Origin of the sequence: Bordetella hinzii LMG 13501, from assembly GCF_001548475.1 — a bacterium.
In the GTDB taxonomy this organism is placed as follows: Bacteria; Pseudomonadota; Gammaproteobacteria; order Burkholderiales; family Burkholderiaceae_B; genus Bordetella; species Bordetella hinzii.
This window is the reverse complement of sequence record NZ_LRUJ01000025.1, coordinates 26,969-52,309: the sequence shown is the minus strand read 5'-3', so window position 1 is coordinate 52,309 and position 25,341 is coordinate 26,969. Positions and strand designations below refer to the sequence as shown.

24 protein-coding genes and 1 tRNA gene are annotated in these 25,341 nt (G+C 63.8%); 20 read left to right on the top strand and 5 right to left on the bottom strand.

Features of this window, described 5'->3' with window-relative positions:
* Window positions 1-30: 30 nt before the first annotated feature.
* Complete coding sequence (gene hmgA, locus AXA74_RS16095) at window positions 31-1,329, bottom strand: homogentisate 1,2-dioxygenase (RefSeq protein ID WP_029578313.1); 1,299 nt, start codon at window positions 1,327-1,329, stop codon at window positions 31-33.
* A 150-nt stretch (window positions 1,330-1,479) separates the two neighbouring features.
* On the opposite strand from hmgA, the gene AXA74_RS16090 reads away from it, so the two are divergent.
* Window positions 1,480-2,388 (top strand): LysR family transcriptional regulator, encoded by a 909-nt coding sequence (locus tag AXA74_RS16090; protein ID WP_032955540.1) that lies wholly within the window; start codon window positions 1,480-1,482, stop codon window positions 2,386-2,388.
* 41 nt (window positions 2,389-2,429) lie between these two features.
* On the opposite strand, the gene AXA74_RS16085 is transcribed toward AXA74_RS16090, so the two are convergent.
* The 4 genes from AXA74_RS16085 to mutM form a co-directional block, all read right to left on the bottom strand.
* Complete coding sequence (locus tag AXA74_RS16085) at window positions 2,430-2,633, bottom strand: DUF2783 domain-containing protein (RefSeq protein WP_029578315.1); 204 nt, start codon at window positions 2,631-2,633, stop codon at window positions 2,430-2,432.
* 10 nt (window positions 2,634-2,643) lie between these two features.
* Window positions 2,644-4,320: an FAD-dependent oxidoreductase gene (locus tag AXA74_RS16080; RefSeq protein WP_032978027.1), complete on the bottom strand. Its 1,677-nt coding sequence runs from the start codon at window positions 4,318-4,320 to the stop codon at window positions 2,644-2,646.
* Between the two features lie 96 nt (window positions 4,321-4,416).
* Window positions 4,417-5,370 (bottom strand): MBL fold metallo-hydrolase, encoded by a 954-nt coding sequence (locus AXA74_RS16075; RefSeq protein WP_029578317.1) that lies wholly within the window; start codon window positions 5,368-5,370, stop codon window positions 4,417-4,419.
* 115 nt (window positions 5,371-5,485) lie between these two features.
* Window positions 5,486-6,313 carry a bifunctional DNA-formamidopyrimidine glycosylase/DNA-(apurinic or apyrimidinic site) lyase gene (gene mutM, locus AXA74_RS16070; RefSeq protein WP_029578318.1) on the bottom strand — a complete coding sequence of 276 codons (828 nt, stop codon included), beginning with the start codon at window positions 6,311-6,313 and terminating at the stop codon, window positions 5,486-5,488.
* Between mutM and AXA74_RS16065 the strand changes: the two genes are divergently transcribed.
* From AXA74_RS16065 to AXA74_RS15985, 19 genes are all read left to right on the top strand, one after another.
* Window positions 6,312-8,201: a tetratricopeptide repeat protein gene (locus tag AXA74_RS16065; RefSeq protein WP_029578319.1), complete on the top strand. Its 1,890-nt coding sequence runs from the start codon at window positions 6,312-6,314 to the stop codon at window positions 8,199-8,201. The two genes, mutM and AXA74_RS16065, sit on opposite strands and share 2 nt — an antisense overlap.
* The gene (gene lolB / locus AXA74_RS16060) at window positions 8,198-8,785 is read left to right on the top strand and encodes a lipoprotein insertase outer membrane protein LolB (RefSeq protein ID WP_032978014.1); all 588 of its coding nucleotides are present in this window, start codon (window positions 8,198-8,200) and stop codon (window positions 8,783-8,785) included. The genes AXA74_RS16065 and lolB overlap by 4 nt, the downstream gene beginning before the upstream one ends.
* Window positions 8,786-8,796: 11 nt before the next feature.
* Window positions 8,797-9,723 carry a 4-(cytidine 5'-diphospho)-2-C-methyl-D-erythritol kinase gene (gene ispE, locus AXA74_RS16055; RefSeq protein WP_029578321.1) on the top strand — a complete coding sequence of 309 codons (927 nt, stop codon included), beginning with the start codon at window positions 8,797-8,799 and terminating at the stop codon, window positions 9,721-9,723.
* Between the two features lies 1 nt (window position 9,724).
* Window positions 9,725-9,801 (top strand) — tRNA-Gln (locus AXA74_RS16050).
* A gap of 127 nt (window positions 9,802-9,928) precedes the next feature.
* On the top strand, window positions 9,929-10,879 hold the full coding sequence (locus AXA74_RS16045; protein ID WP_029578322.1) for a ribose-phosphate pyrophosphokinase: 951 nt from the start codon (window positions 9,929-9,931) through the stop codon (window positions 10,877-10,879).
* A 118-nt stretch (window positions 10,880-10,997) separates the two neighbouring features.
* Window positions 10,998-11,591 (top strand): 50S ribosomal protein L25/general stress protein Ctc, encoded by a 594-nt coding sequence (locus AXA74_RS16040; protein ID WP_029578323.1) that lies wholly within the window; start codon window positions 10,998-11,000, stop codon window positions 11,589-11,591.
* 90 nt (window positions 11,592-11,681) lie between these two features.
* Window positions 11,682-12,269 (top strand): aminoacyl-tRNA hydrolase, encoded by a 588-nt coding sequence (pth, locus tag AXA74_RS16035; protein WP_029578324.1) that lies wholly within the window; start codon window positions 11,682-11,684, stop codon window positions 12,267-12,269.
* A complete protein-coding gene (locus tag AXA74_RS16030; RefSeq protein ID WP_029578325.1) occupies window positions 12,269-13,003 on the top strand; it encodes a CPBP family glutamic-type intramembrane protease in 735 nt (244 codons plus the stop codon). The genes pth and AXA74_RS16030 overlap by 1 nt, the downstream gene beginning before the upstream one ends.
* 169 nt (window positions 13,004-13,172) lie before the next feature.
* Window positions 13,173-14,264, top strand: coding sequence for a redox-regulated ATPase YchF (gene ychF, locus AXA74_RS16025; RefSeq protein ID WP_029578326.1), 1,092 nt, complete (start codon window positions 13,173-13,175; stop codon window positions 14,262-14,264).
* 244 nt (window positions 14,265-14,508) lie between these two features.
* The gene (locus AXA74_RS16020) at window positions 14,509-15,249 is read left to right on the top strand and encodes a tyrosine-type recombinase/integrase (protein ID WP_230588810.1); all 741 of its coding nucleotides are present in this window, start codon (window positions 14,509-14,511) and stop codon (window positions 15,247-15,249) included.
* 136 nt (window positions 15,250-15,385) lie between these two features.
* Window positions 15,386-15,706 carry an HVO_A0114 family putative DNA-binding protein gene (locus AXA74_RS16015; protein ID WP_032978072.1) on the top strand — a complete coding sequence of 107 codons (321 nt, stop codon included), beginning with the start codon at window positions 15,386-15,388 and terminating at the stop codon, window positions 15,704-15,706.
* A 26-nt stretch (window positions 15,707-15,732) separates the two neighbouring features.
* Window positions 15,733-16,725, top strand: a complete 993-nt coding sequence (locus AXA74_RS16010) for a restriction endonuclease (RefSeq protein ID WP_032977969.1) — start codon at window positions 15,733-15,735, stop codon at window positions 16,723-16,725.
* Between the two features lie 26 nt (window positions 16,726-16,751).
* Window positions 16,752-18,467 carry a class I SAM-dependent DNA methyltransferase gene (locus AXA74_RS16005; RefSeq protein ID WP_032977967.1) on the top strand — a complete coding sequence of 572 codons (1,716 nt, stop codon included), beginning with the start codon at window positions 16,752-16,754 and terminating at the stop codon, window positions 18,465-18,467.
* Window positions 18,409-19,842 (top strand): restriction endonuclease subunit S, encoded by a 1,434-nt coding sequence (locus tag AXA74_RS16000; RefSeq protein ID WP_312026062.1) that lies wholly within the window; start codon window positions 18,409-18,411, stop codon window positions 19,840-19,842. Before AXA74_RS16005 ends, AXA74_RS16000 begins: the two co-directional genes overlap by 59 nt.
* 102 nt (window positions 19,843-19,944) lie before the next feature.
* Window positions 19,945-20,148, top strand: coding sequence for a hypothetical protein (locus tag AXA74_RS23960; protein ID WP_185844203.1), 204 nt, complete (start codon window positions 19,945-19,947; stop codon window positions 20,146-20,148).
* A 22-nt stretch (window positions 20,149-20,170) separates the two neighbouring features.
* Entirely contained in the window at window positions 20,171-23,323 is a 3,153-nt protein-coding gene (locus tag AXA74_RS15995) for a type I restriction endonuclease subunit R (protein WP_032977961.1), read from the top strand.
* Window positions 23,324-23,345: 22 nt separating this feature from the next.
* The gene (locus AXA74_RS24235) at window positions 23,346-23,483 is read left to right on the top strand and encodes a hypothetical protein (protein WP_155271744.1); all 138 of its coding nucleotides are present in this window, start codon (window positions 23,346-23,348) and stop codon (window positions 23,481-23,483) included.
* Between the two features lie 101 nt (window positions 23,484-23,584).
* Window positions 23,585-23,797, top strand: a complete 213-nt coding sequence (locus AXA74_RS24230; protein WP_185844202.1) for a hypothetical protein — start codon at window positions 23,585-23,587, stop codon at window positions 23,795-23,797.
* A 627-nt stretch (window positions 23,798-24,424) separates the two neighbouring features.
* Window positions 24,425-25,246, top strand: coding sequence for a hypothetical protein (locus tag AXA74_RS15985; protein ID WP_032977955.1), 822 nt, complete (start codon window positions 24,425-24,427; stop codon window positions 25,244-25,246).
* Window positions 25,247-25,341 lie beyond the last annotated feature (95 nt).

Sequence of the window (25,341 nt, the reverse complement as noted above, 5' to 3'; positions counted from 1 at the left end):
GGCCGGGTATTGTTCTTCTGACGAGGCGCGTTAAGCGCGCTCGGGGTTGAAATGCTTCTTCAGCCCCTGCCAGCACTGATAGTAATCGCCCTGCAGCTGCGGGGATTTCAGGGCTTGTTCGGTGGGGCGGATGATGCGGCGCGTCTCGAACATGAAGGCCATGGTGTCGCGGATGTAATGCGGCTTGCTGGTGTCGGCCACGCTGGCTTTCTCGAAGGTGTCGGCATCCGGGCCGTGGCCGCTCATGCAATTGTGCAGGCTGGCGCCGCCCGGCGCGAAGCCTTCCGCCTTGGCGTCGTAGACGCCCTGGATCAGGCCCATGAACTCGCTGGCGATGTTGCGGTGGAACCAGGGCGGACGGAAGGTGTTTTCCATCGCCAGGATGCGCGGCGGGAAGATGGCGAAATCCATATTGGCCGTGCCCGGCGTGTCCGAAGGCGAGGTCAGCACCGTGAAGATGGACGGGTCCGGATGGTCATAGCTGATGGAGCCGACGGTATTGAAGCGGCGCAGATCGTATTTGTAGGGCGCGTGCGTGCCGTGCCAGGCCACGACGTCCAGCGGTGAATGGGCCAGCGGCGCGCGCCAGAAGCCGCCGCTGAATTTGCCGATCAGCTCGAAATCCCCCTCCACGTCTTCATACCAGGCCACGGGCGTGAGGAAGTCGCGCGCATTGGCCAGGCCGTTGGAGCCGATGGGGCCGAGTTCGGGCAGGCGCAGGGCCGTGCCGAAGTTCTCCAGCACATAGCCGCGCGCCTGGCCATCGGGTAGCTCGACGCGGAAGCGCACGCCGCGCGGCAGCACGGCGATTTCCAGCGGCTCCAGGTCGATCAGGCCCATTTCGGTGGCCAGGCGCAGCCGGCCTTGCTGCGGCACCAGCAGCATTTCGGCATCGGCGTTATAGAAGAAGCGCCCCTGCATGCTCTGGTTGGCGGCATACAGATGGATCCCGACGCCGCTGTGCTCGTCCGGGCTGCCATTGCCGCCCCAGGTCTGCATGCCATCGATGAAGTCGGTGGGTTCGGCGGGCAAGGGCAGCGGGCTCCAGCGCAGCTGGTTGGGCGTGACGGGGCCATGGCCGAAGTCGGACAGCCAGCGGCGCGCTCCGCCGTAGGGCTCGAACGGGCGGTGCACCACGCCCGGACGGATGCGGTAGAGCCAGGAACGGCGGTTCTCGCCGCGCGGGGCGGTGAAGGCCGTGCCCGATAGCTGCTCGGCGTAAAGGCCGTAGGGACATTGCTGGGGCGAGTTGCGGCCGGCGGGCAGGGCGCCGGGCAGCGCCTCCGTGGCGCAGGCGTTGCCAAAGCCGGACTGGTATTTCAGGGACATGGTTTGTCTCCGGTGGGCCGCGCATGGGCCCGATCGTTATGGATGCCGGGCAAGACGCCGGCAGCTGAGTCGATTTTGCGCAAAATTGCCTAGCGTGGAAATGGGAATGTATAAATACAAACTATAAATTTCATGAATAATGCGGCCGATATGCACGAATTGCGCAAACTGGATCTCAATCTGCTGGTGGTTTTTCAGCACCTGCTCGAGGAACGCAACATCTCGGCTGTCGCGCGCCGGCTGGATCTGTCGCAGCCGGCGGTGAGCAATGCGCTGCGCCGGCTGCGCGAGGCCTTCGGCGACGAGCTCTTTGTGCGCACGGCCCAGGGCATGCTGCCCACGCCGCTGGCCGAAGGCATGGGCGGGCCGGTGGGCGAGGCGCTGTCGCTGCTGTCCCACCTGACGGACGCGGCCCAGCCGTTCGAGCCGGCCACCACCCAGCGGCGGCTGCGCATCGCCATGTCGGATGTGGGCGAGATCCATTTCATGCCCAGCCTGATGGAGTTGTGCGCCCGGCATGCGCCCGGCGCGCGCATCGATTCGCTGCGCCTGGCCGGCGCCGATCTGCAGCGCGAGCTCGATGCCGGGCGCGTGGACCTGGCGCTGGGCGCATTCGAGGGTCTCGGCGGCGGCATCGTGCAGCGCATGCTGTTCCGCCAGGGCTACGCGACCCTGTTCCGCGCCGGCCATCCGCGCGCTCATGCGGGGATGACACTGCGCGCCTTCCGTGCCGAGCGGCATCTGGTCGTCTCGCGGGCGGCGCCCGACGGACAGGTCAACCAGGCGCTGGAGCGCGCCGGCATCGTGCTGGCCGACCAGTTCAGCGTGCCGCATTTCGCGGCCGTGCCTTATATCGTCAGCACCACCGATCTGCTGGCCACCGTGCCGCAGAAGCTGGCCGCCAGCGCCGCGCCCCACTTCGGCCTGCAGGTGCTCACCCCGCCGGTGAAGGTCCCATTCCTACAGACCAATCTGTATTGGCACCGCCGCTTCCAGCGCGACGGCGCCAACCAGTGGCTGCGCGCGCTCATCATCGAAACCTTCGCGGACCGCGCCTGAGCCGGCCGCGCCTGAGCTGGCCGCGCCTAGGCAGGCCGCGCCTAGGCAGGCCGCGCCACCGAAGCGCGGGCCACGGCCAGCGCCTCGGTGAGCACCGCCATGTCGCCGATATGGTTGGACAACACCAGGATAAGGGCCGCGTTCATCTCGCGGCTTTGCTCGTCGCTCAGGTCCTGGTGCGCGTCGATCAAGGCCTGGTAGAAGGCGTCCGGCGCGCCGAGATTGGGAGTCAGGTTCAAGGGCATGGCGTTTCCTTCAGGGCAGGCCGGCGGCGCGGGCGAGCGCGGCGCGCAGGGCGGTGGCATCGGTATCGCGGCGGCGCGCGGCGATGTGCTGGTCCGGGCGGATCAGATAGCAGCTGCCAGGCCGGGCGTCGTAGCGGGCGGCCAGCAGTCCAGCCGTATCGCTCACGCAGCGCGTGCCGGCGGGGGCGGACCAGGACGCGCCCGCCGGGCGCACCAGCACGATGCGCGGCGCCAACGGGCTGTCGGCCACGGCGCGCAGGTCGGCCAGCACCTGGGCATCGGGCGCCTGTTCGCCGCCGAACCAGGCCAGGGTGAAGGCCCCGTCGAGCACCTGCAGCCACCATTGGCGGCCTTCCTCGTCGGCCACGGGCGCATCGGCCGCCACACTGCCGGGCAGCATGGCGCCGGCGAAGGCATGCGCATCGGGCGTGTTCAGCGGCGAGTCCGCATAGCGCGCCGGCAGCGAGAGCCGGCCGCTATTGACCAGGCCGCGCGCGAACGCATGGTCGCGCGCCAGGTTGAGCACGGCATTGCGGAAGTTCCGGCTGATCTCGCTCTTGGGCGTGATGAAATCGGTCGAGCGCGAAGAGTTGAGGATGTTCTCGTCGGCGGCGTATTCGCGCTCGCTCGCATAACTGTCGATGAGACTGTCGGGCGCATGGCCGTCGAGCACCAACTGCAGCTTCCAGGCCAGGTTTTCGGCATCCTGCACGCCGCTGTTGGCGCCGCGCGCGCCGAAAGGCGAGACGCGGTGCGCGGCGTCGCCGGCGAACAGGACGCGGCCATGGCGGAATGTGTCCATGCGCTCGCAGGCAAAGGTGTAGACGCTGACCCATTCCAGCTCGAAAGGCGTGTCCGGCCCGAGCAGGGCGCGGATGCGCGGCAGCACGTTGGCGGGCTTGACCGCTTCGGCCGGGTCGGCGTTCCAGCCCAGCTGGAAATCGATGCGCCAGACATTGTCGGGCTGCATATGCAGCAGGACCGACTGGTTGGGATGGAAAGGCGGGTCGAACCAGAACCAGCGCTCGGCGGGGAAGGGCGCGCTCATCTTCACGTCGGCGATGAGAAAGCGGTCCTTGAAGATGCGGCCATGCGCTTCCTGGCCCAGCAGCTTGCGCACCGGCGAGCGGGCGCCGTCGCAGGCGATGAGCCATTCGGCCTGCAGCGAGTAGGGGCCGTCGGGCGTATCGATGTCCACCGTCACGCCCGCCTCGCGCGGCGCGACGCCCGTCACCTTGTTCTTCCAGCGCAGTTCGATATTGGGCTCGGCACGGGCGGCCTCGAGCAGATAACCTTCGGCGTAGTACTGCTGCAAATTGATGAAGGCGGGGCGCCGGTGGCCGCTTTCGGGCAGCAGGTCGAAGCGCCAGACCTCGCCCTCGCGGAAGAACACCTTGCCTACGTTCCAGGACACGCCTTTGTCCACCATGCGCTGGCCCACGCCCAGGCGGTCCCAGATCTCCAGGGTGCGCTTGGAAAAACAGATGGCGCGCGAACCGGTGGACAGCCGGCAATCATCGTCCAGCACGACCACGCGCGTGCCGCGCCGGGCCAGGTCCAGGGCCGTGGACAGGCCCACGGGCCCCGCGCCGACAATCACCGCGCGATGCGCGGCCGAGGCGCCGGGCTGCTGGTCGGCGCACGCTTGATAGGCGAACTCCAGCGCCTGGTAATCAATGTCTCCCACGACGGTCTCCTGCGTGGCTTTTTTATTTTGTATTGAGCATGGCGCGGCCCGGCCCGCGCTATCGGCGAGCCGGCGCCGGCGGATCCTGCGCGGCGGTCAGCCTTCGAGCTGCTGCCACATTTCGAGATCGCGCTTGTCAGTCCAGATGCGCGGATCGACGATGCCCTGGGCCTCGTCATAGGCGCGCGACACATCGAAGGGCATGCAGTGATCGAAGATCACCCAGTCGCTGTAGCGCGGCTTCATGAAGTCATAGACTTCGCGGTAGATGGTCTTGAGGTCCTTGCCCTCGGCCACGCCGCGGTTGACCGCGCCATACAGGTCGGTCAGGAAGGCGCGCGTGCCGGCCAGGCCACGGCGCACTTCCTCGGCATTCTTGAGCGCCGGGCCACGGCCGGGCACCATCTTCTCGGCGCCAAAGCCGGCCAGCGTGTCCAGCGTCGTGGGCCAGTCGCGGAAATAGGCATCGCCGCAATACGGCGTGGATTGATACTCCACCAGGTCGCCGGCAAACAGGATCTTCTGCCCGGGCAGCCAGGCGATGGTGTCACCCTTGGTGTGGCCGCGGCCGACCTGCAGCAGCTTGACCTCCAGATTGCCGAGGTCGACCGTCATCTCGCCCTTGAAGGTCATGGTCGGCCACACCAGGCCCGGCGGAATCGATTCGGCATTGCGGAACAGGCGCGGAAAGCGCCCGATTTCGCTGGCCTTGTCCTGCTCGCCGCGCTCGGCGATCAGGTCCCAGGTGTCGCGGCTGGCCAGGATCTCCTGTGCCTGGTAGGCCGAGGCGCCGAAGACCCGCACCGCGTGGTAGTGCGACAGCAGGATGTATTTGATCGGCTTGTCCGTGACCTCGCGGATACGGCGGATCACGTCCTGGGCCATGACCGGCGTGGCCTGCGTGTCGACCACCATCACCGCGTCTTCACCGATGATCACGCCCGTGTTCGGATCGCCTTCGGCCGTGTAGGCATAGGCGTTGTCGGACAGCTTCTCGAAGGACACCACCTTGTCCTGAAGATCGGCATGCGATGCGAATTGCTTGCTCATCTTGTCTCCTTACCTTGATAGGGGGCGCGCGCTCTGCGGGCGGGCGCGTCTGAGGGAGACTATAGCCAGGCGTTAGTTTTTGTGCAATACGTTTGTTATAGACAAATACCTGGGCTCAGCGTTTCTGGCAATGGGGACAGAAGTAAGTGGCCCGCTGCCCCTGGACGATGCGCCGGACCGGCGTGCCGCAGACCCGGCACGGCTGGCCGGCGCGTTCGTAGACGGCGGCATGAATGGTGAAATAAGCCCCCGGTTCGCCGGTGGCGCCGACGTAGTCGCGCAAGGTGCTGCCGCCCGAGGCCAGCGCGTCGGCCAGGGTGGCGCGCACGGCGTCGGCCAGCCGGTCGCAGCGCGGGCGCGAGACCTTGCCGGCCGGCAGGCGCGGGTCGATGCCGGCGCGGAACAGGCTTTCCGAGGCGTAGATATTGCCCACGCCGACCACGGCGTGGCCGGCCAGCAAGGCCTGCTTGACGGCCACGCGCTTGCCGCGGAAGTGGTCGTGCAGCCATTTGCCGTCAAAGCGCGGATCGAAGGGTTCGATGCCCAGGCCGACCAGCAGCGGATGCGCCTCGACCGGGCCGGTCGTGGCCGGATGCCAGAGCACGGCGCCGAAGCGGCGCGGATCGTGCAGCCGGAGGATGGCGTGGTCGAAGACCCAATCGACGTGGTCGTGCTTGCGCGGCGCCTCATCCATGGCGACGCGGCGCAAGGAGCCCGACATGCCCAGGTGGACGATCTGCACGCCGTGTTCGAAGCGCAGCAGCAGGTACTTGCCGCGGCGGTCCGTGGCCAGGACCGGGCGGTCGGCCAACAGGGCGGGAAGGTCGGCGGGAATGGGCCAGCGCATGCGGGGTTCCCGGACCACGAGGCGGCGCAGGGCCTGGCCCGTGATGACGGCGTCGATTCCTCGGCGCGTGGTTTCGACTTCAGGCAGTTCCGGCATGAGCCAGTGTAAGATGGACAATTACGTGTACAAAGATTGTGCCATCAACCGGACGGGCCGCGTGAAGTTGTCGCTCAAACACATTAATTTCGGATTGGCCTCGTTGGCATTGGCGCTGGCGAGTGTGCAGGCGGTCACCGCCCAGGCCGCCGAGCCGCGTCCTTCGAGGGACGCCACCGGCCCCCGGCTGATCGAGGCGCCGCGGCAACCGGAAACCCAGGTCATCCGCCTGCATCCGGGCCGCCTGCCTGATGTCACGCTGACCGGCGACATCTTCTACCGTATCGTTGCCGCCGAGATCGCCGCCCAGCGCGGGCTGTATGGTCCGGCGGCCACGACGCTGCTCAACCTGGCCCGCGAGACGGGCGATCCCCGCCTGGCCCGCCGCGCGCTGGAGTTCCAGCTGGCCGGCGGCAACCTGCCTGGCGCGCTGGACGCCTCGCGCGTCTGGGCCCGGCTGTCGCCGGGCGACATCGAAGCCAATTCCACCGAGCTGGCCCTGGCCGCGGCCAACGGACAGACCAAGGGCCTGGCCCAGGCGCTGCGCCAGCGCATCGACGCCACGCCCGACAAGGTGGCCGGCATCACCCAGGCCATGGGCGTGCTCAGCCGCCTGAACGACCGCCGCCTGGCCTTGCGCATCCTCGATGAAGCGCTTTCCGACAATGTGCGCAAGCTGCCCGCCGCCCACCTGGCCCTGGCCGACGTGGCGCAGGCCGCGGGCGACTTCCCGCGCGCCGACAGCGAGGCGCGCGCCGCGCTGGCCGCCGACCCTCGTTCCGAGGCAGCCGCCCAGCGCGTGCTCGAATATGGCTCCAAGGTCGATCCGGCGCGCGCCGAAGAGGCCGCGCGCGCCTTCATCGCGCGCAATCCCAATGCCCGCAAGCTGCGCCTGATGCTGGCCGGCCAGATGGCCGAGCGTGGCGACTACGACGGCGCCCAGGCCGAGTTGTCGGCCATGTCGCGCCGCTCGCCCGAGGACTTCGACCTGCTCTTCATGCAGGCGCAGCTGGCCTACAAGGCCAACCACCTGAACCAGGCCCGTTCGCTGCTGATGCAGTACCTCGACGTCCAGGACCAGCGCAAGCAGGCCACCGCGCCCGGCGCCTCGGATGCCGGCGCCGCGGCGGCCGACGCCCATGTGCTGCTCTCGCGCATCGCCGAGGACCAGGGGCGCTATGACGAAGCCATCGCCGAGCTGGGCCGGGTCGACGATCCGTCCATGCGCTATGCCGCCCATATGCGCCAGGCCACGCTGCGCGCCCGCCAGGGCCGCATCGACGACGCCCTGGCGCTGGTCGATGCGGCCGGTCCGCAGGATGACGAAGAGCGCACCCTGGGCGTGCTGACCAAGGCGCAGATCCTGCGCGATGCCGACCGCCTGGACCAGGCCATCGCCTTGCTGGCCAAGGCCGACCAGGCGCTGCCCGACACGGTCGAGATCAAGTACGAGCTGGCCATGCTGTATGAACGCAAGGGCCAGATCGACCTGCTGGAAAAACTGCTGCGCCAGGTGATCGCGCTCGACCCCGAGCACGCCCATGCCTATAACGCGCTGGGCTATACGCTGGCCGACCGCAACCAGCGGCTGCCCGAGGCCCTGGACCTGATCACCCAGGCCCTGGAGCTCTCCCCGGACGATCCCTTCATCCTGGACAGCATGGGCTGGGTCAAATTCCGCATGGGTGACCTGCCGGCCGCGGCCGAATATCTCAAGCGTTCCTATGCCAAGCGGCCGGAACCGGATATCGCCGCCCACCTGGCCGAGGTGCTGTATGCCCAGGGCCAGCGCCAGCAGGCCGAGGAGATGCTGCGCGGCGCCTATCGCAAGGATCCCAAGAACCGCACCGTGGCCGACACCATGAAGCGCCTGGGGGTGCAGCCGTGAGCACGCGCCGTGACTGGCTGGCGCGCGGCGCCCGCCTCGGGCTGGTCCTGTCGCTGAGCGTCATCGCCGCCTGTAGCAGCCTGCCCAAGTCGCAGGGCGTGGCCGGCGACACCTTTGCCCGCGCCGGCCGTTTCGCCATCACCGCCACCGAGGTCGACGGCCGCCAGCAGGCGGTGCAGGGCGGCTTCAGCTGGCAGGACAACGGCCGCGACTATGTGCTGGACCTGACCAGCCCCCTGGGGTCGACAGAAGCCCGGGTGCAGGGCGGGCCGGGCTCGGCCCTGCTGACGCGGGCCAACGGCACCCGCCTGCAGGCGGCGGACCCCGACACCCTGGCCGAAGACGCGCTGGGCAGTCCGGTGCCCGTCTCGGGCTTGCGCGACTGGCTGCGCGGCCGCCTGGCCAGCCAGCCCGAGGCGCGATCGGTGCAGCGCGACGACGCCGGCCGTCTCACGCGCTTCGAGCAGGGCGGTTGGTCCGCCCAGCTTTCGCGCTACGACAACGCCGGCCCCCAGCTGCTCATGCTCGAGCGCCAGGAGCCGGGCCGCCGCATCGTGGTGCGCCTGGTCGTCAATCCCGGCTGAGCCTGCGCACCGTGACGCTCTACGACGTACCGGCGCCCGCCAAGCTCAATCTCTTCCTGCATATCGTGGGCCGCCGCGCCGACGGCTACCACCTGCTGCAAAGCGTGTTCCGCTTCATCGACCTGTGCGACACGCTCTCCTTCGAGGCGCGCGCCGATGGTGTCATCGAGCGCGCCTACGAGCTGCCGGGCGTGGCGCCCGGGCAAGACCTCGTGGTCCGCGCCGCCCGCGCCTTGCAGGCGGCCACCGGCACGAAGCAAGGCGCGCGCATCGGCCTGGACAAGCGTATTCCGCAGGGCGGCGGGCTGGGAGGCGGGTCCAGCGACGCCGCCACCACGCTGATCGCCCTGAACCGCCTGTGGGGCTGCGGGCTGTCGCGCCGCGAGCTCATGGCCCTGGGCCTGCCGCTGGGCGCCGATGTGCCGGTGTTCATCTTCGGCCAATCGGCCTTCGCCGAGGGCGTGGGCGAGGATCTGCAGGCCGTGGCGCTGCCGCCGGCCGCCTACCTGGTGCTGCAGCCCGAGGCCAGCGTGCCGACCGCGGAGATTTTTTCCGCCCCCGATTTGACACGCGACTCAAAACACGTCAGAATTACGGACTTTCTTGCTTTGCCTAATTTCGGTTTCGGCCGGAATGACATGGAAGCGGTGGTTTTCCGGTTGTATCCTCAGATCGAGGCCTGCGTCCGGGAGCTTGCAGGGCTCGGTATCCGGGTTCGCATGTCGGGGTCTGGCGCATGTCTATTCGCCGAGTACCCTACACTGTCCGCCGCCAGTCAAGCTGAAGGCGTTTTGGCAAAGTTCGAAAATACCGCTACAATGCGCGGCGCTGACAAAACAGTCAGCGAAACGCAGCCCGAATTTCAGCTGGGTTTTCGCTTGATCAAGGCATGCGCCGGGTTGAACGAGCATCCGCTGCGAAGTTGGATTGCAAGCTAGTTGGGGAGTCGCCAAGCTGGTTAAGGCACCGGATTTTGATTCCGGCATGCGAAGGTTCGAATCCTTCCTCCCCAGCCAAACCAATATATAAAAAAGCTGTTGAACTCCGCCTTCAGACTGGCTCAGGTTCAGCAGCTTTTTTGTTTTGCGGGTATCCCGCGGCCTGCCGCGTCCCGCTCAGTGTTAAACGACCATCATCTGCATCATGGCAAACGACAGCTTCATGATTTTCACGGGCACGGCGAATACCCGCCTGGCCGTGGACGTAGTCAACCATCTGGACATGTCCCTCGGCAAAATGACCGTGGGCCGCTTCTCGGATGGCGAGGTGATGGTCGAGATCAATGAAAACGTCCGCGGCAAGGATGTCTTCGTGCTCCAGCCGACCTGCGCGCCGACCAACGACAACCTGATGGAAATCATGGTGATGGTCGATGCCCTGCGCCGCGCCTCGGCCGGCCGCATCACCGCCGCCATCCCGTATTTCGGCTACGCCCGCCAGGACCGCCGTCCGCGTTCGGCCCGCGTCGCCATCTCGGCCAAGGTCGTGGCCAACATGCTGCAAGTCGCCGGCGTCGACCGCGTCCTCACCATGGACCTGCACGCCGACCAGATCCAGGGCTTTTTCGACATCCCCGTGGACAACATCTACGCGGGTCCGATCCTGCTGGGCGACCTGTGGCGCCGCAATCTGTCCAACCTGGTCGTCGTGTCCCCGGACATCGGCGGCGTGGTCCGTGCCCGCGCGCTGGCCAAGCAGCTCGAAGCCGACCTGGCCATCATCGACAAGCGCCGCCCGCGCGCCAACGTCTCCGAGGTGATGAACATCATCGGCGAGGTGGATGGCCGCACCTGTATCATCATGGACGACATGGTCGATACCGCCGGCACGCTGTGCAAGGCCGCCCAGGCCCTGAAGGACCGCGGCGCCGGCGCCGTGTACGCCTATTGCACCCACCCCGTGCTGTCCGGCGGCGCCGTCGAGCGGATTTCCACGTCCTCGCTGGACGAACTGGTCGTCACGGACACGATTCCGCTGTCCGAAGAGGCCCAGGCCTGCGGCAAGATCCGCCAGCTGTCCTGCGCCGCGCTGCTGGGCGAGACCATCCTGCGTATTTCCAACGCCGAATCGGTCAGCTCGCTGTTCGCGGACTGAGCCGCACCCCAGAATTTGCCCGTCGCTGGTCGCGGCGATGGGCGGATGCCGCGCCAGGCATGTCGCCTGGCGTGTTTTAACAGGCGAGTCCGCTCGCCAGATTGTTTGGAGTTTTTCCATGAAATTCAATGCCACTGCGCGTAGCGTCCAGGGTTCGAGTGCGAGCCGCCGCCTGCGCCGCGCGGGCCGCGTTCCCGCCATTGTCTATGGCGGTACGGCTGCCCCGCTGAACATCGAGCTGGACCACAACGAAATCTTCCATGCCCTGCGCAAGGAACAATTCCACGCCTCCATCCTGACGATGGCCCTGGAAGGCGGCAAGAGCGAGCAGGTCCTGCTGCGCTCGGTCCAATGGCACGCCTACAAGCCGCAAGTCCTGCACGTCGACTTCCAGCGCGTGGACGCCAACCAGGCCCTGCACACCAAGGTGCCCCTGCACTTCGTCAACGCCGAGACCTCGCCGGCTGTCAAGCTGAGCGGCGCCATCATTTCCCACGTCGTCACCGAAGTGGAAGTGACCTGCCTGCCGCAAGCCCTGCCGCAATTCATCGAAGTCAACCTGGGTGATCTGCTGGGCGGCGCTTCGGTGCACCAGAAGGACATCGTCCTGCCCAAGGGCGTGACCTTCACCCACCCCAACGATGAGCTGGTGATCGCCACCGCCGTCGTCAAGGGCGGCGCCGCCGAAGCCGAAGAAGCTCCGGCCGCCTGATAGGCCGGGCGGGCCCGCGCCCGCCACAGCCCCGAACCCTGCGCCTGCGATTTGCATGCGCAGGGTTTTTTATGTTCTAAACACGCCATCATGTCCGAACCGATCCGCCTGATCGTCGGGCTGGGCAATCCCGGCCCCGACTACGAAACCACCCGGCACAACGCCGGCTTCTGGCTAGCCGACCACCTGGCCGATGACTTGCGCGCGTCCTTCACGCTCGAAAAGGCCTTCATGGGCCAGGTCGCCAAAGCGCGCTTCGAAGGCGACAACGTGCTGCTGCTCAAGCCCATCACCTATATGAACCGCTCCGGCCAGGCCGTGGGCGCGCTGGCGCGCTTCTACAAGCTGGCGCCCGAACAGGTGCTGGTCCTGCATGACGAACTCGACCTGCTGCCCGGCCAGGTCAAGATGAAGCAAGGCGGCGGCCATGCCGGCCACAACGGCCTGAAAGACATCCAGGCCGCGCTGGGCACGCCCAATTTCTGGCGCCTGCGCATCGGCATCGGCCATCCGCGCACGCTCAACCTGGCCCAGCAGGTGGCCGACTTCGTGCTGCACCCGCCGCGCCGCGACGAACAGGCGGAGATCGAGAAAGTCATCGACCGCTGCCGTGCCGTCGTGCCGGCCCTGCTGCGCGGCGACTTCGCGCTGGCCACCCGCCAGCTGCACGCTGCCTGATGACGCGCCCGACCTTGCGCCAGGAGGTCGCCGACTGGTGGCGCTTTCTGCGCCGTCCCACGCTGGCCGGCCGCCTGGGCCCGCGCCAGGGCGGCGCCATGGCGGATTGGCGGCTCAACATCCGCCCCGGCCGCCTGCTGGCCTGGGCCGGCCTGCTGTGGCTGATCAACCTCGTCGTACTGGGCCCCATCGCCGTGGGCGCGGCCACCCTGGGCGGCGCCCAGCACCGCATGGACCCGGACAACATCCCCTGGCTCACCGCCGTCATCTGGGCGCCCCTGGTCGAAGAACTGCTGTTTCGCTATGGCTTGCGCCGGCCCGTGCAGGCGCTGTGGGTCGTGCCGGCCATCCTGCCGGCCGTGCTGTGGGGACCCAAATTCTGGACCGGCTGCATCACGGCGGCCGTCATCCTGCTGGCCATCCATGGCACGCGGCGGATGGCCGGCTTCAAGCGCGCGCCCCGGCGGTTCTACCACCGCCACTTCGGGCTGGTTTTCCACCTGGCCGCGCTGACCTTCGCCGCCGTGCACCTGAGCAACTTCTCCTTCAACCGCATGCCCTGGTGGATGTTGCCGCTCCTGGTGCTGCCGCAATGGCTGACCGGGCTGGTGCTGGGCTGGATGCGCGTGCGGCGCGGCATCGCCGCCTCCATCGCCCTGCACGCCCTGTTCAACGCCGGCCCCATGGTGATGATCTGGCTCCTGCTCAAGCTGGTGCCGGACATGACGCTCTGAACGGCCGGCCCGGGCCGACTCCCGGCCAACCGGGTAAAATCACGGTTTTCGCGGATCGATCACGGGGTGCCCGCCAGGCAGGCGCGGCGTCCCGGATGAACCAACACAGGCGCAGGCGCAATCGGCCGCGCACCCGGCGGCGCCGGGACATCATCACTCAAGGATTTCCATGGCTCTGCAATGCGGCATCGTCGGCCTGCCCAACGTCGGCAAATCGACCCTCTTCAACGCGCTGACCCGCGCCGGTATCGCGGCCGAGAACTACCCCTTCTGCACCATCGAACCCAACGTGGGCGTGGTGGAAGTCCCCGACCCCCGCCTGGGCAAGCTGGCCGAGATCGTCAAGCCCGAGCGCGTGCTGCCGGCCACGGTCGAATTCGTCGACATCGCCGGCCTGGTGGCTGGCGCCAGCCAAGGCGAGGGCCTGGGCAACCAATTCCTCTCGCACATCCGCGAGACCGACGCCATCGTCAACGTCGTGCGCTGCTTCGAGGATCCCAACGTGATCCACGTCGCCGGCAAGGTCGACCCCATCGCCGACATCGAAGTCATCGAAACCGAACTGGCCCTGGCCGACCTGCAGACCGCCGAAAAGGCCCTGCACCGCCACTCCAAGACCGCGCGCTCCGGCGACAAAGAAGCCCAGCGCCTGGTCAGCGTGCTGGAAAAATGCATCGCCCACCTGAACCAGGCCAAGCCCGTGCGCGGCTTGGGCCTGTCCGATGAAGAATTCGCGCTCATCAAGCCGCTGTGCTTCATCACCGCCAAGCCCGCCATGTACGTCGGCAACGTCAGCGACGACGGCTTCACCGACAACCCCCTGCTGGACCGCCTCACCGAATTCGCCGCCCAGCGCAACGCGCCCGTCGTGGCCATCTGCGCGGCCATCGAATCCGAGATCGTCGACCTGGCCGACGACGACCGCCAGGCCTTCCTCGCCGACATGGGCATGGAAGAGCCCGGCCTGAACCGCCTCATTCGCGCCGCCTTCAAGCTGCTGGGCCTGCAGACCTATTTCACCGCCGGCGTGAAGGAAGTGCGCGCCTGGACCATCCCCATCGGCGCCACCGCCCCGCAGGCCGCCGGCGTCATCCACACCGACTTCGAACGCGGCTTCATCCGCGCCCAGACCATCTCCTACGACGACTACATCGCCTGCAAGGGCGAGCAGGGCGCCAAGGAAGCCGGCAAGATGCGCGCCGAAGGCAAGGAATATGTCGTGCAGGACGGCGACGTGATGAACTTCTTGTTCAACGTCTGACGGTTGTTGCTGGACCTCGGCGGCGTTCGCAGGCGCGGCGCGGGCGGTCAATCGGGCTGTACTGTCAGATTGGCCGCGGCATTCCCACATGGGTGTTTGCCGAGGCCAGGCTTCCGACGCCCGCGGCGGGCGCTTTGCGAAGAAACCTCAGTTCGCAAAGCACGGATTAGGCGGGGCGTGCCCCCGGGGCTTTCCTCAAGTAAGCCATGCCGAGGCGCGTGCAGCCCGCGAGAAAGCGCGTGCCTTGGTCAAGCAAGGTATCCCCTGCGCTGAGCGGCGACAGGTCAAGCAGCGCAACCTGGAAGTGCTAGAGGAACGCAAGCGCGCAAAGGAAAGCTCGTTCGCCAAAGTAGCGCAGACGTACCTGGCCAAGATGAAGCCAGTCTTCGCGCTCAGTTCCCACCGCACGAAAGAATCCCGCACCAGGAAGCATCTGTCGCCCAAGTTCGATGGGATGCCGATGGGCGACATTGGCGTCAAGCATATCTGCCCGTTGCTGGAGGAGTGCAAGGCCCACGGCGCGGGGGCGGCCATCCATGTCACGTGGCGATCTTTCGGCCATCTTCGAGTTCGCGGTGGTGCGTGGTCTGGTCGAGCCCAATCCGATTCCCAGCCTGCGTGGGCTACTGCGCGTACCGTTCAGCGAGAGCAAATCCAGAAGTTCTATCAGGAGTTGCGTGGCTACCGCGGCTATCCGGAAACCTCTTTGTGTCTGCGGCTGATTGCGCTGACCGCCTGCCGTCCAGGGGAAGCGGCGGATGCCGAGTGGGAGGAGTTCGACTTTGAGGATGCACTGTGGCGTCGGCCTGCGACGAAGATGAAAGCGCGGCGCGACCATGTCAGCCCGTTGTCGACGCAGGCCATTTGCGGCCTTTTCCTTTTCTGGATAGGGCCGTTGTCCGTGGAGTGCCCTTCCCTTGTCATTTGCCCTTGCCGCGTGCGGAGCGTTGGAAAATGGGGTAATCGCTTGAGAGTATTGGGGTAATTTTTGTTGAATTGCTCCATTTCCTCGCGGGGCGCGGCAGGTTTTCCTGGTTCGCCAAACAGTGCTTATCAGGGACCGATAGTGCTTATCAGGGACTGATATTATTGTAAGTTAACGTGTCTTTGGGCTTGTGATCATGAAACGCTGCATTGTCGGTGTTCGACAACCGGATAGTTCGCCTCCTCCGCAAGGAGGTGGGGTTCCCAGCATCTGGTTTCCATCCTTGGCATCACTGGCAGCGGTGCTGTCGGACGACAACCGCCACCTGCTGCGCCTGATCCATGACAAGCAACCCAAGTCCCTGACCGAACTTGCCGAACTCAGCGGCCGCAAGGTGCCGAACCTGTCACGCACTCTGAGAATGATGGCCAATTACGGCCTGGTATCGCTGCGACGCAATGTTCGGGATGTTCAGCCGACAGCGCTGGCGACGGAGTTTCTGGTGGTGCTGGATTGATGGCTACGAATAAGAGAGGGAATGCAATGGCACGGATGTGGATGGTGCGAGGCGAAGGCGGAAGCTTGTATGACGCCTTCCGAGAACGCGGCGTAGCCGCTGTGGGCTGGAATCAATTGGCAGCCCATGCCAAACCCGGCGTCGGACGCAAGCAGCTAATCGCCCTGTACCAGTCTGTCGAGCCACAGGCAAAGCAAGGCACAGTGGTATCGGGTGCATCGCAGGTCTGGCGTTTCGTTAACGACATCCAGGATGGCGACTGGGTCATCACCTATTCGCCAGCCAATCGCCTGTATTCGATCGGCAAGATCACAGGACCAGCCGAGCATCACCCAGAGTGGGCCGAGCGAGGCATGCCACTGACGCGCAAGGTGCAGTGGCAAACGCAGGAACTACTGCGCGACAGCTTGGGCACCAGCACAAAGAACAGCCTGGGTTCGACCCTGACTCTGTTCGAGGTGCCGTCCAGCGCGGCAGCTGAAGTGCTGGCGGCGCTGAAGGGTAAACCGGCACCGGCCGTGGAAGATGAAACAGAGGACGTCATCGCTGACCCACTGGCCGACATCGAGTCCCAGGCGCTGGAGCGCATCAAGGATCGGGTCAACGAACTCGACTGGGACGACATGCAGCAGTTGGTCGCCGGCATTCTGCGCGCCATGGGCTACAAGACCCAAGTATCGCCACCCGGCTCGGATCGGGGCAAAGACATCGTGGCTTCGCCGGACGGATTTGGCTTCGAACACCCGCGCATCGTCGTGGAGGTCAAGCACCGCAAGGGCCAAATGGGCAGTCAGGAAATCCGTAGCTTCCTCGGCGGTCGCCACAAGGATGATCGTGGGCTGTATGTCAGCACCGGCGGCTTCACCAAGGATGCCCAGTATGAAGCAGACCGCGCCTCCATCCCCCTGGCGATGTGGACGCTGGACCATGTGGTGCGCGCCCTGATCGAGCACTACGACACCACCGACGCCGAAACCAAACGCATCGTTCCCTTAAAACGTCTGTATTGGCCTGCCTGAGTTAAACAATCATTAAATAGACTCGTATGCATCTCATTGAGCAACAATTCTTCAACGCCCTGGAAAAAAAGCTCTGGACCGCCGCCGACAAGCTGCGCTCCAATCTCGACGCTGCCGTGTACAAGCACGTCGTGCTCGGGCTGATCTTCCTCAAGTACGTCTCCGATGCCTTCGAAGAACGGCAGCGCGAACTGCGCGAGCAGTTCACCAACCCGGATCATGACTACTACTTGGATCCGGACGAATACGGCGGCGCAGGCACCCAGGAGTACGAAGAAAACATTGCCGCCGAGCTGGAAGTCCGCGACTACTACACCGAGAAGAACGTGTTCTGGGTGCCGATGGAAGCGCGCTGGAAAACCCTGCGCGATTGTGCGCAACTGCCGCCCAAGGCCGCGCTGCCGTGGAACAAGCCGGGCAAGGACGAGCCGGAGGAAATGCGTTCGGTCGGCTGGCTGATCGACAACGCCATGGAAGCCGTCGAGCGCGAGAACGCCCGCCTGAAGAACGTACTGAACAAGGACTTTTCCCGCGTGCAACTCGACTCTAGCAAGCTGGCCGGGCTGATCAGCCACTTCTCGGATACCGACTTCAGCGCCAAGGAGTACAAGGGCCAGCCGCTGGACCTGAAATCCAAGGACATCCTTGGCCACGTCTACGAATACTTCCTCGGCCAGTTCGCCCTGGCAGAAGGCAAGAAGGGCGGCCAGTACTACACGCCCAAGAGCATCGTCACCCTGATCGTGGAAATGCTCCAGCCGTTCAAGGGGCGCGTCTACGACCCGGCCATGGGCTCCGGCGGCTTCTTCGTGCAAAGCGAGGAGTTCATCGAACAGCACGGCGGCAAGGCAGCCAACGGCAGGAGCGGGCAGATCAGCGTCTATGGGCAGGAGAGCAACCCTACCACCTGGCGGCTGGCCGCGATGAACATGGCCATTCGTGGCATCGACTTCAACTTCGGTACAGGCCCGGCGGACACGCTGCTCAACGATCTGCACCCGGACCTGCGTGCCGATTTTGTCATGGCCAACCCGCCCTTCAACATGAAGGAATGGTGGAACGAAAAGCTGGCCGCCGATCCGCGCTGGATTGCCGGCACGCCGCCGCAAGGCAACGCCAACTTCGCGTGGTTGCAGCACATGCTCTGGCACCTGACGCCCACCGGCAGCATGGCGCTACTGCTGGCCAACGGTTCGATGAGTTCCAACACCAACAGCGAGGGCGAAATTCGCAAACGGTTGATCGAGGACGACTACGTGGAGTGCATGGTGGCGCTGCCCGGCCAGTTGTTCACCAACACCCAGATTCCGGCCTGCATCTGGTTCCTGACCCGCGACAAGCAGAACGGCTTCGCGCTGGACAAGAAGAAGCGCGACCGGCGCGGTGAATTCCTGTTCATCGATGCCCGCCAGTTGGGCTATATGAAAGACCGTGTACTGCGCGACTTTACCCCGAAAGACATCCAGAAAATTGCCGATACCTTCCATGCTTGGCAGCAGGGCGAAGGGTACGAGGATGTGGCTGGCTTCTGCTATTCCGCCAAGTTGGAAGAGATCCGCAAGCATGAGCATGTGCTGGCGCCGGGGCGCTACGTGGGCGCCGTAGAGCAGGAAGATGACGACGAGCCCTTTGCCGACAAGATGCAGCGACTGACGTCGCAACTTGCGGAGCAGCTTGCGGAGAATGCGAAGCTGGAAGCGGAGATCAAGAAGAATTTGGCGGGGTTGGGTTATGGCTTTTAACGACCCTGTGGTACGTCTCGGGGATTACGTGGAAGCGTGTCTCGGGAAGATGCTAGACGCCCAGAAGAATCGGGGGGCTTTCCAGCCCTATCTTGGGAATAGCAACGTGCGATGGGGAGCGTTTGATCTTCAAGACCTCGCTGTAATGCGCTTTGAACAGCAAGAAGAAGAGCGGTACGGACTCCGTGACGGAGATTTGGTAGTTTGCGAGGGAGGAGAGCCAGGGCGGTGTGCGATCTGGCAGGGTGAAGTGCCCAACATGAAGATTCAAAAGGCGCTGCACAGAATCAGGGTGAAGAGCGGCCTCGACAACTACTTTCTTTACTACTGGTTCTTGCATGCTGGCAAGACCGGAGCGCTTGAACCGTATTTCACCGGGACGACCATCAAGCATTTGACCGGGAAGGCGTTAGCCGAATTGAAGATTCCGCTACCACCGATTGAGAGGCAACGTGGTTTGGCAAAGGTGTTGAGATCCCTCGACGATAAGATCGACCTCAACCGCCGTATCAACCAAACTCTCGAAGCCATGGCGCAAGCCATCTTCAAATCCTGGTTTGTCGATTTCGACCCGGTCAAGGCCAAGATCGCCGCCATCGAACAGGGCGAAGACCCGCTGCGCGCCGCCATGCGCGCCATCAGCGGCAAAACCGACGCCGAACTCGACCAGATGCCCCGCGAACACCACGACCAACTCGCCACCACCGCCGCGCTGTTTCCCGATGCCATGGAAGAGTCGGAGTTGGGGGAGATTCCGAAGGGGTGGAAGGTGGTTCCTGCCAGTGAATTAATTGAATTCAACCCCAAAGAGCCGCTGCGTAAAGGTACTGTTGCACCTTATCTGGATATGGCGTCATTGCCGACATCTGGTAGCTGGGCAGAGCCACCGACGCCCAGAGAATTTGGCAGCGGCATGCGCTTTCGCAACGGCGACGCCTTGTTGGCACGCATCACACCATGCCTGGAGAACGGTAAATCGGCTTTCGTACAGAATTTGCCCGATGAAACGGTGGGATGGGGTTCAACGGAGTTCATTGTCATGCGGTCGAAAAAACCAGTGCCGCAGGAGTACGCCTATTTGCTGGTGCGGCATGCGCCATTTCGTGAACACGCCATACGCAGCATGACGGGTACATCTGGTCGCCAGCGTGCGCAAGTCGAAGCCGTTGAGAAATTCAAAATTACCGCGCCGTCGGAAAATTCAACTTGGCCTGCGTTTTCGGGTTTTGTTGAGCCAATTTTCAGAGTGATTAACGCGCATGCTGAATCGTCGCAGACGCTCGCCGAACTCCGCGACACCCTCCTTCCCAAACTCCTCTCTGGTGAATTGCATGTATCGAATACTGAGAAGTTCCTTGCAGGGATGGAGATATGAGTAACGTTCCCAACAAGAGCTGCGGCGAAGGGCTCAAGACGGCGCGGCTACTGATGGTGATGAGCAGCATCTCTCCGCTGTTCATGCTTTGGGCCATTCGCGATGAAGAATATTGACAAGAGTTCGCTCAAGAAGCTTTGCAAGAATACCGGTGTTGATATTTCAGAATCAAAAGGGAAAGTTATCATTGCCGACGGCCATGAAATGGCATTTTTGCAAGTCCTTGATCGTCGTCGATATCAGTTAGAACTTGTGAAAGACAAGCCGGAAAAATTTGTAGCGGGTAGCAGAAAAGCGATCAAGTGATTTACTGCCTTGGGAAAATGGTATGAGCGTTACTGAACAACAACTCGAAGACGCCGCCATCGGCTGGTTTGGCGAGCTGGGCTGGCGCTACGCCAACGGGCCGGAGATTGCGCCCGATGGTGCGCAGCCTGCGCGCACGGATTACCGGCAAGTGGTGTTGCGCGAGCAGTTGCTGGCGGCGCTGGCCCGCATCAATCCGCATATTCCGGCTGCCGCGCTGGAGCAAGCCGCGCATGAACTGATGACAGTGAGCGAGCCACTGCTGATCGCCCGCAACCGCCGCGTGCATCGGTTGCTGCTGTCCGGCATTCAGGTCGAATTCTCCATCGGCGACGAAAAGCGCACCGACCTGGTCAGCCTGATCGACTTCGCCAATCCTCGCGACAACGACTTCCTTCTGGTCAGCCAGTTCACCGTGACCGGCACCAAGCAGCCGCGCCGTCCCGATCTGGTGGCCTTCGTCAACGGCCTGCCGCTGGCGGTGATCGAGCTGAAGAACCCGGCCAACGAGCAGACTGACATCTGGGATGCCTTCAACCAGATCCAGACCTACAAGGATGAGATTAGCGACCTGTTCAACAGCAATGTCGCAGTAGTGGTCAGCGACGGCTTCACGGCGCGGCTGGGTTCACTCACGGCCAACCAGGAACGCATGCAGCCCTGGCGGGCGATTGCCAACGAGGATGATCGGCCGCTGCTGGAATTCGAGCTGGAAACGCTGGTGCGCGGTTTCTTCGAGCCTGCGCTGTTTCTCGACTATGTGCGCCACTTCGTGCTGTTCGAGCAGGACGCCGACCATATCATCAAGAAGATCGCGGGCTACCATCAGTTCCATGCCGTGCGCGAGGCGGTGAAGGCCACGGTGATCGCCGCCAGCAGTTCGAACAAAGGTTTGCTGGAAGTGCAGGAGCCACGTGCCACGTATGGCAAGGAAGTCCAGCCCGGCAGCCGCAAGGCGGGCGTGGTTTGGCATACGCAAGGCTCGGGCAAGAGCATCACCATGGCCTGCTACGCGGGCAAGTTATTGCAGCAGCCGGAGATGAAGAACCCTACACTGGTGGTGGTGACTGACCGTAATGATCTGGATGGGCAGTTGTACGGCACCTTTTGCGCCGCCGAAGACCTGCTCCGGCAAACGCCAGTGCAGGCCGGTAGCCGCGAAGAATTGCGCGAGATGCTGGCCTCACGCGAGGCGGGCGGTATCATCTTCACCACGGTGCAGAAGTTCGCCCTGCTGGACGATGAGGAGCAGCACCCGCTGCTGTCGGATCGCAGCAATATCGTGGTGATTTCCGACGAGGCGCACCGCAGCCAATACGGCATGAAGGGGCGGCTGGATACCAAGACCGGCAAGTACGTGTTCGGCTATGCCAAGCACATGCGCGACGCACTGGCCAACGCCACCTTCATCGGCTTCACCGGAACGCCCATCGCCTTGGAAGACAAGGACACACGGGCGGTGTTTGGCGACTACGTCAGCATCTACGACATTCAGGACGCGGTGGACGATGGCGCCACGGTGCCGATCTTCTATGAAAGCCGTCTGGCCAAGCTGGATGTGAACCAGGCCGAGATCGACGCGCTCAATGCCCAGGTGGATGAAGTCATCGAGGACGAGGAAGACATCACCGCCCGGGAAAAGACCAAGAGTGATTGGGCGGCACTGACCAAGCTGGTGGGCGCACAGCCGCGCCTGGAGCAGGTGGCAGCAGATCTGGTGCAGCACTTCGAGACACGCAACGCCACGCTGGAAGGCAAGGCGATGATCGTGTGCATGAGCCGCGACATCTGCGCCGAGCTGTACAACGCCATCGTTGCCTTGCGCCCGGATTGGCACGACGCCGAAGCGGAAAAGGGTGCAATCAAGGTGATCATGACTGGCTCGGCAGCGGACAAGCCCTTGCTGCAGCCGCACCTGTACAGCCAGCAGGTGAAAAAGCGCCTGGAAAAGCGCTTCAAGGATCCGGCGGACCCATTGAGGCTGGTGATCGTGCGCGACATGTGGCTTACCGGCTTCGACGCGCCCTGCTGCCACACCATGTACGTGGACAAGCCCATGAAGGGCCACAACCTGATGCAGGCCATCGCCCGCGTCAATCGGGTGTTCCGCAACAAGCCTGGCGGATTGGTGGTGGATTACATCGGCATTGCCAACGAGTTGAAGGCGGCGCTCAAAACCTACACCGAATCCAAGGGCAAGGGCGACCCGGCGCACAACGCAGCCGAGGCCCTGGCCGTGCTGCTGGAGAAGCTCGACATCGTGCGTGGGCTTATGCACGGCTTCGATTACAGCGGGTTCGAGACCGATGCGATGAAGCTGCTGGTGCCGGTCGCCAACCATATCCTGGGGCTGAAGGACGGCAAGCAGCGCTTTCTGGATGCCATGCTGGCGGTGAGCAAGGCGTTTTCCCTGTGCAGCACGCTGGACGAGGCCGCCGCCCTGCGCACGGAGATTGCCTTCTTCGCTGCCGTCAAGGCCGCCATCGTCAAGTTCACCACGGTGGATCGCAAGCGTTCCGACGCGGACAAGAACAGTGCGCTCAAGCAGATTCTGGACAACGCCATCGTGGCGGACGGGGTGGCGGACATCTTCGCCCTGGCGGGCTTGGACAAGCCCAACATCGGCCTGCTATCGGACGAGTTCCTGGAAGACGTGCGACAGATGCGGAGCCGCAATCTGGCGGTGGAACTGCTGGAAAAGCTGTTGCGCGACGAGATCAGGGCCCGCGTCCGCAACAACGTAGTGCAGGAGAAGAAGTACGGCGACCGCCTGCTAGAAACCCTGCGCAGGTACCACAATCGGGCGGTGGAGACGGCTCAGGTCATCGAGGAACTGATCCAGATGGCCAAGGACTTCCAGGCAGCGCTGGAGCGTGAAGCAGCGCTGGGGCTGAATCCGGACGAGATCGCCTTCTACGATGCGCTGGCCAACAACGAAAGCGCCGTGCGGGAGCTGGGTGACGACATTCTCAAGAAAATTGCCGTCGAAATCACCGAGAAGCTGCGCAACAGCACCACGGTAGATTGGCAAGTACGCGAGAGCGTACGCGCCAAGCTGCGGATTCTGGTACGGCGTACGCTAAAGAAGTGGAAGTACCCACCGGTGGGTGAGGATGCCGCCATCGAACTGGTGCTGAAGCAAGCGGAATCACTGTCGAACGCTTGGTCGAAGTGATAAGGCGGACAGAGGCGAAACGATGACCCAACCAGACTTGAGTCAACGGCTGGACAGCCTGGTCGCTACTTGGGAAAACGAGGTGGTGGAATTCAAGCAGGCTGGCGATAACTACAACACCGACGATATCGGCAAGTACTTCTCTGCGCTAGCAAACTAAGCCAACCTGCACGGACGCGATGGCGACTGGCTGGTGCTCGGCCCAGCGCCTGGTGGTGGCTGAATAATGGATGCAACGAGATCGCCGATAGCGGCGATTTTTTGCGTCTGTCGATGGTGAACAAAAAAACCCGTCGCGTGGTCGGCACGGACTACCGCCTGCAATCCGAACGCTTGCATTCGCTGAAGATGCAGGTTGCGGAAAATGCAGAACCTCGCATCACCTTCCGTGAAATCCATGAACTGGAACACACCGATGGCCGCGTGTTGATGTTTGAGATCTCTGCTGCGCCACAGGGTATCCCGATTGCCTGAAAGGGAGACTACTATGCTCGCGCGGGCGAAAGCCTGGTTTCGCTGGGGCTGGATAGCAGCCTGCTGACCAGGCTGCGCCGTCGTGGGGTGATCGTGAACACCGGTTCCGATACTGCCCTTGCTCGCGGCTGACAGAGAAAATTGCGGAGAGAAATTAGAGGGCTGCAGAGAGGTTTTTATTTAATATCATATAGATCAATGGGTCATCTCTATTTAAAAGTCCGGGAGCCGAATCTTTGCAGAGAGGCATGAGAGGCCCGGGAATGTTTCCCCGCGAAACCTAGGCTCACGGGCCTTTGCCGACCGATCAACGTTTAAACGTGTGATCAACGTCTGACGATTTTTGCTGGATCTCGGCGGCGTTCGCAGGCGCGGCTCGGACGGTCAATCGGGCTGTACTGTCAGATTGGCCGCGGCATTCCCACATGGGTGTTTGCCGAGGCCAGGCCGGATGATTCATGGCGGCGGATGAAGCCGCCGCTGTCTTGCCGCGTGCCCTGGCTGGCAAAGGCCGGTTATATATGACAGTAAAATGACGGTCGATGGGCGAGCTTGGAAGCATTTCCTGGGGAGGCAGCCCGAGGCTCGCATTGGGAAATCGCGGTATTGACCGGAAATTTTGGCGGTATGAAAAGGAAGGTAAGGTGGGCCTCAGCGGTGCTGGGCTGTGTCACCGTCGCGGGACTGGGCGGTGCCGCGGCTTCTCATGTCAATCAGCCCGCGGATGCGCGATCGAGCGATCATTTGCTTTGCCTGAGCCCGGATAAGCTGGCGGGTGTCCGGGCGGACCCCAGGAAAGCGATCCCGGCACTCTACGAGAGCTGTGCCTCGGAAGTAGACCAGAAGCTGGGCCCTCTGGACTTGACCGCGGAAGAAGAAAGGATAGCGTTCCTTTCCGTCCTTGCGCATTCTCTGGCGCCGTATGGCGCGAGCCGTTCACTGAAGCTCGAGGATCTGCTGGCGGACACTTCGATGGATTGCGACAACTACGCAATCTTGACGGGCTACTTCAATGATCTGTTCGCCGGCAGGACGAGCAAGCTGAAGTTCGCGGGCTTTGATGGCGGCGCGGTGGGCAATCATGCGCAGCTATTCGTCAACACGGAAAAAGGGCTTTTGCTCGACCCGACGATCGGCCTGGTCGCGCGCATCGGCTTCGATGACTTGCTGCAAGGCAAACCTTTGGATCGTAGCCAGATCGTCATCTTCCGGCAGCATGAGCAGCCGGACTTGGATTTCTTTGTCAAAAAAGTATATGACGCGATTCTGCTTGGGAAATACAAGCCGCGCGACATTCTCTACTACTTTGACTCTATCCAGGAGTATATGAAGTTCAGCGAGCGTATCGGCCCGCTATGGGGCAAGGAAGTGGACGAGTTGTTGCTCCACTTCCCGACGCCCGCGGCGGGCGCTTTGCGAAGAAACCTGAGTTCGCAAAGCACGGATTAGGCGGGGCGTGCCCGCGGGTCTTCGCGCCGCGCCACGAGGGTCCGCCAGCACGGATCGTGCATAGCTGGATTTCGCAAATCGGTATTGTTGCCGGG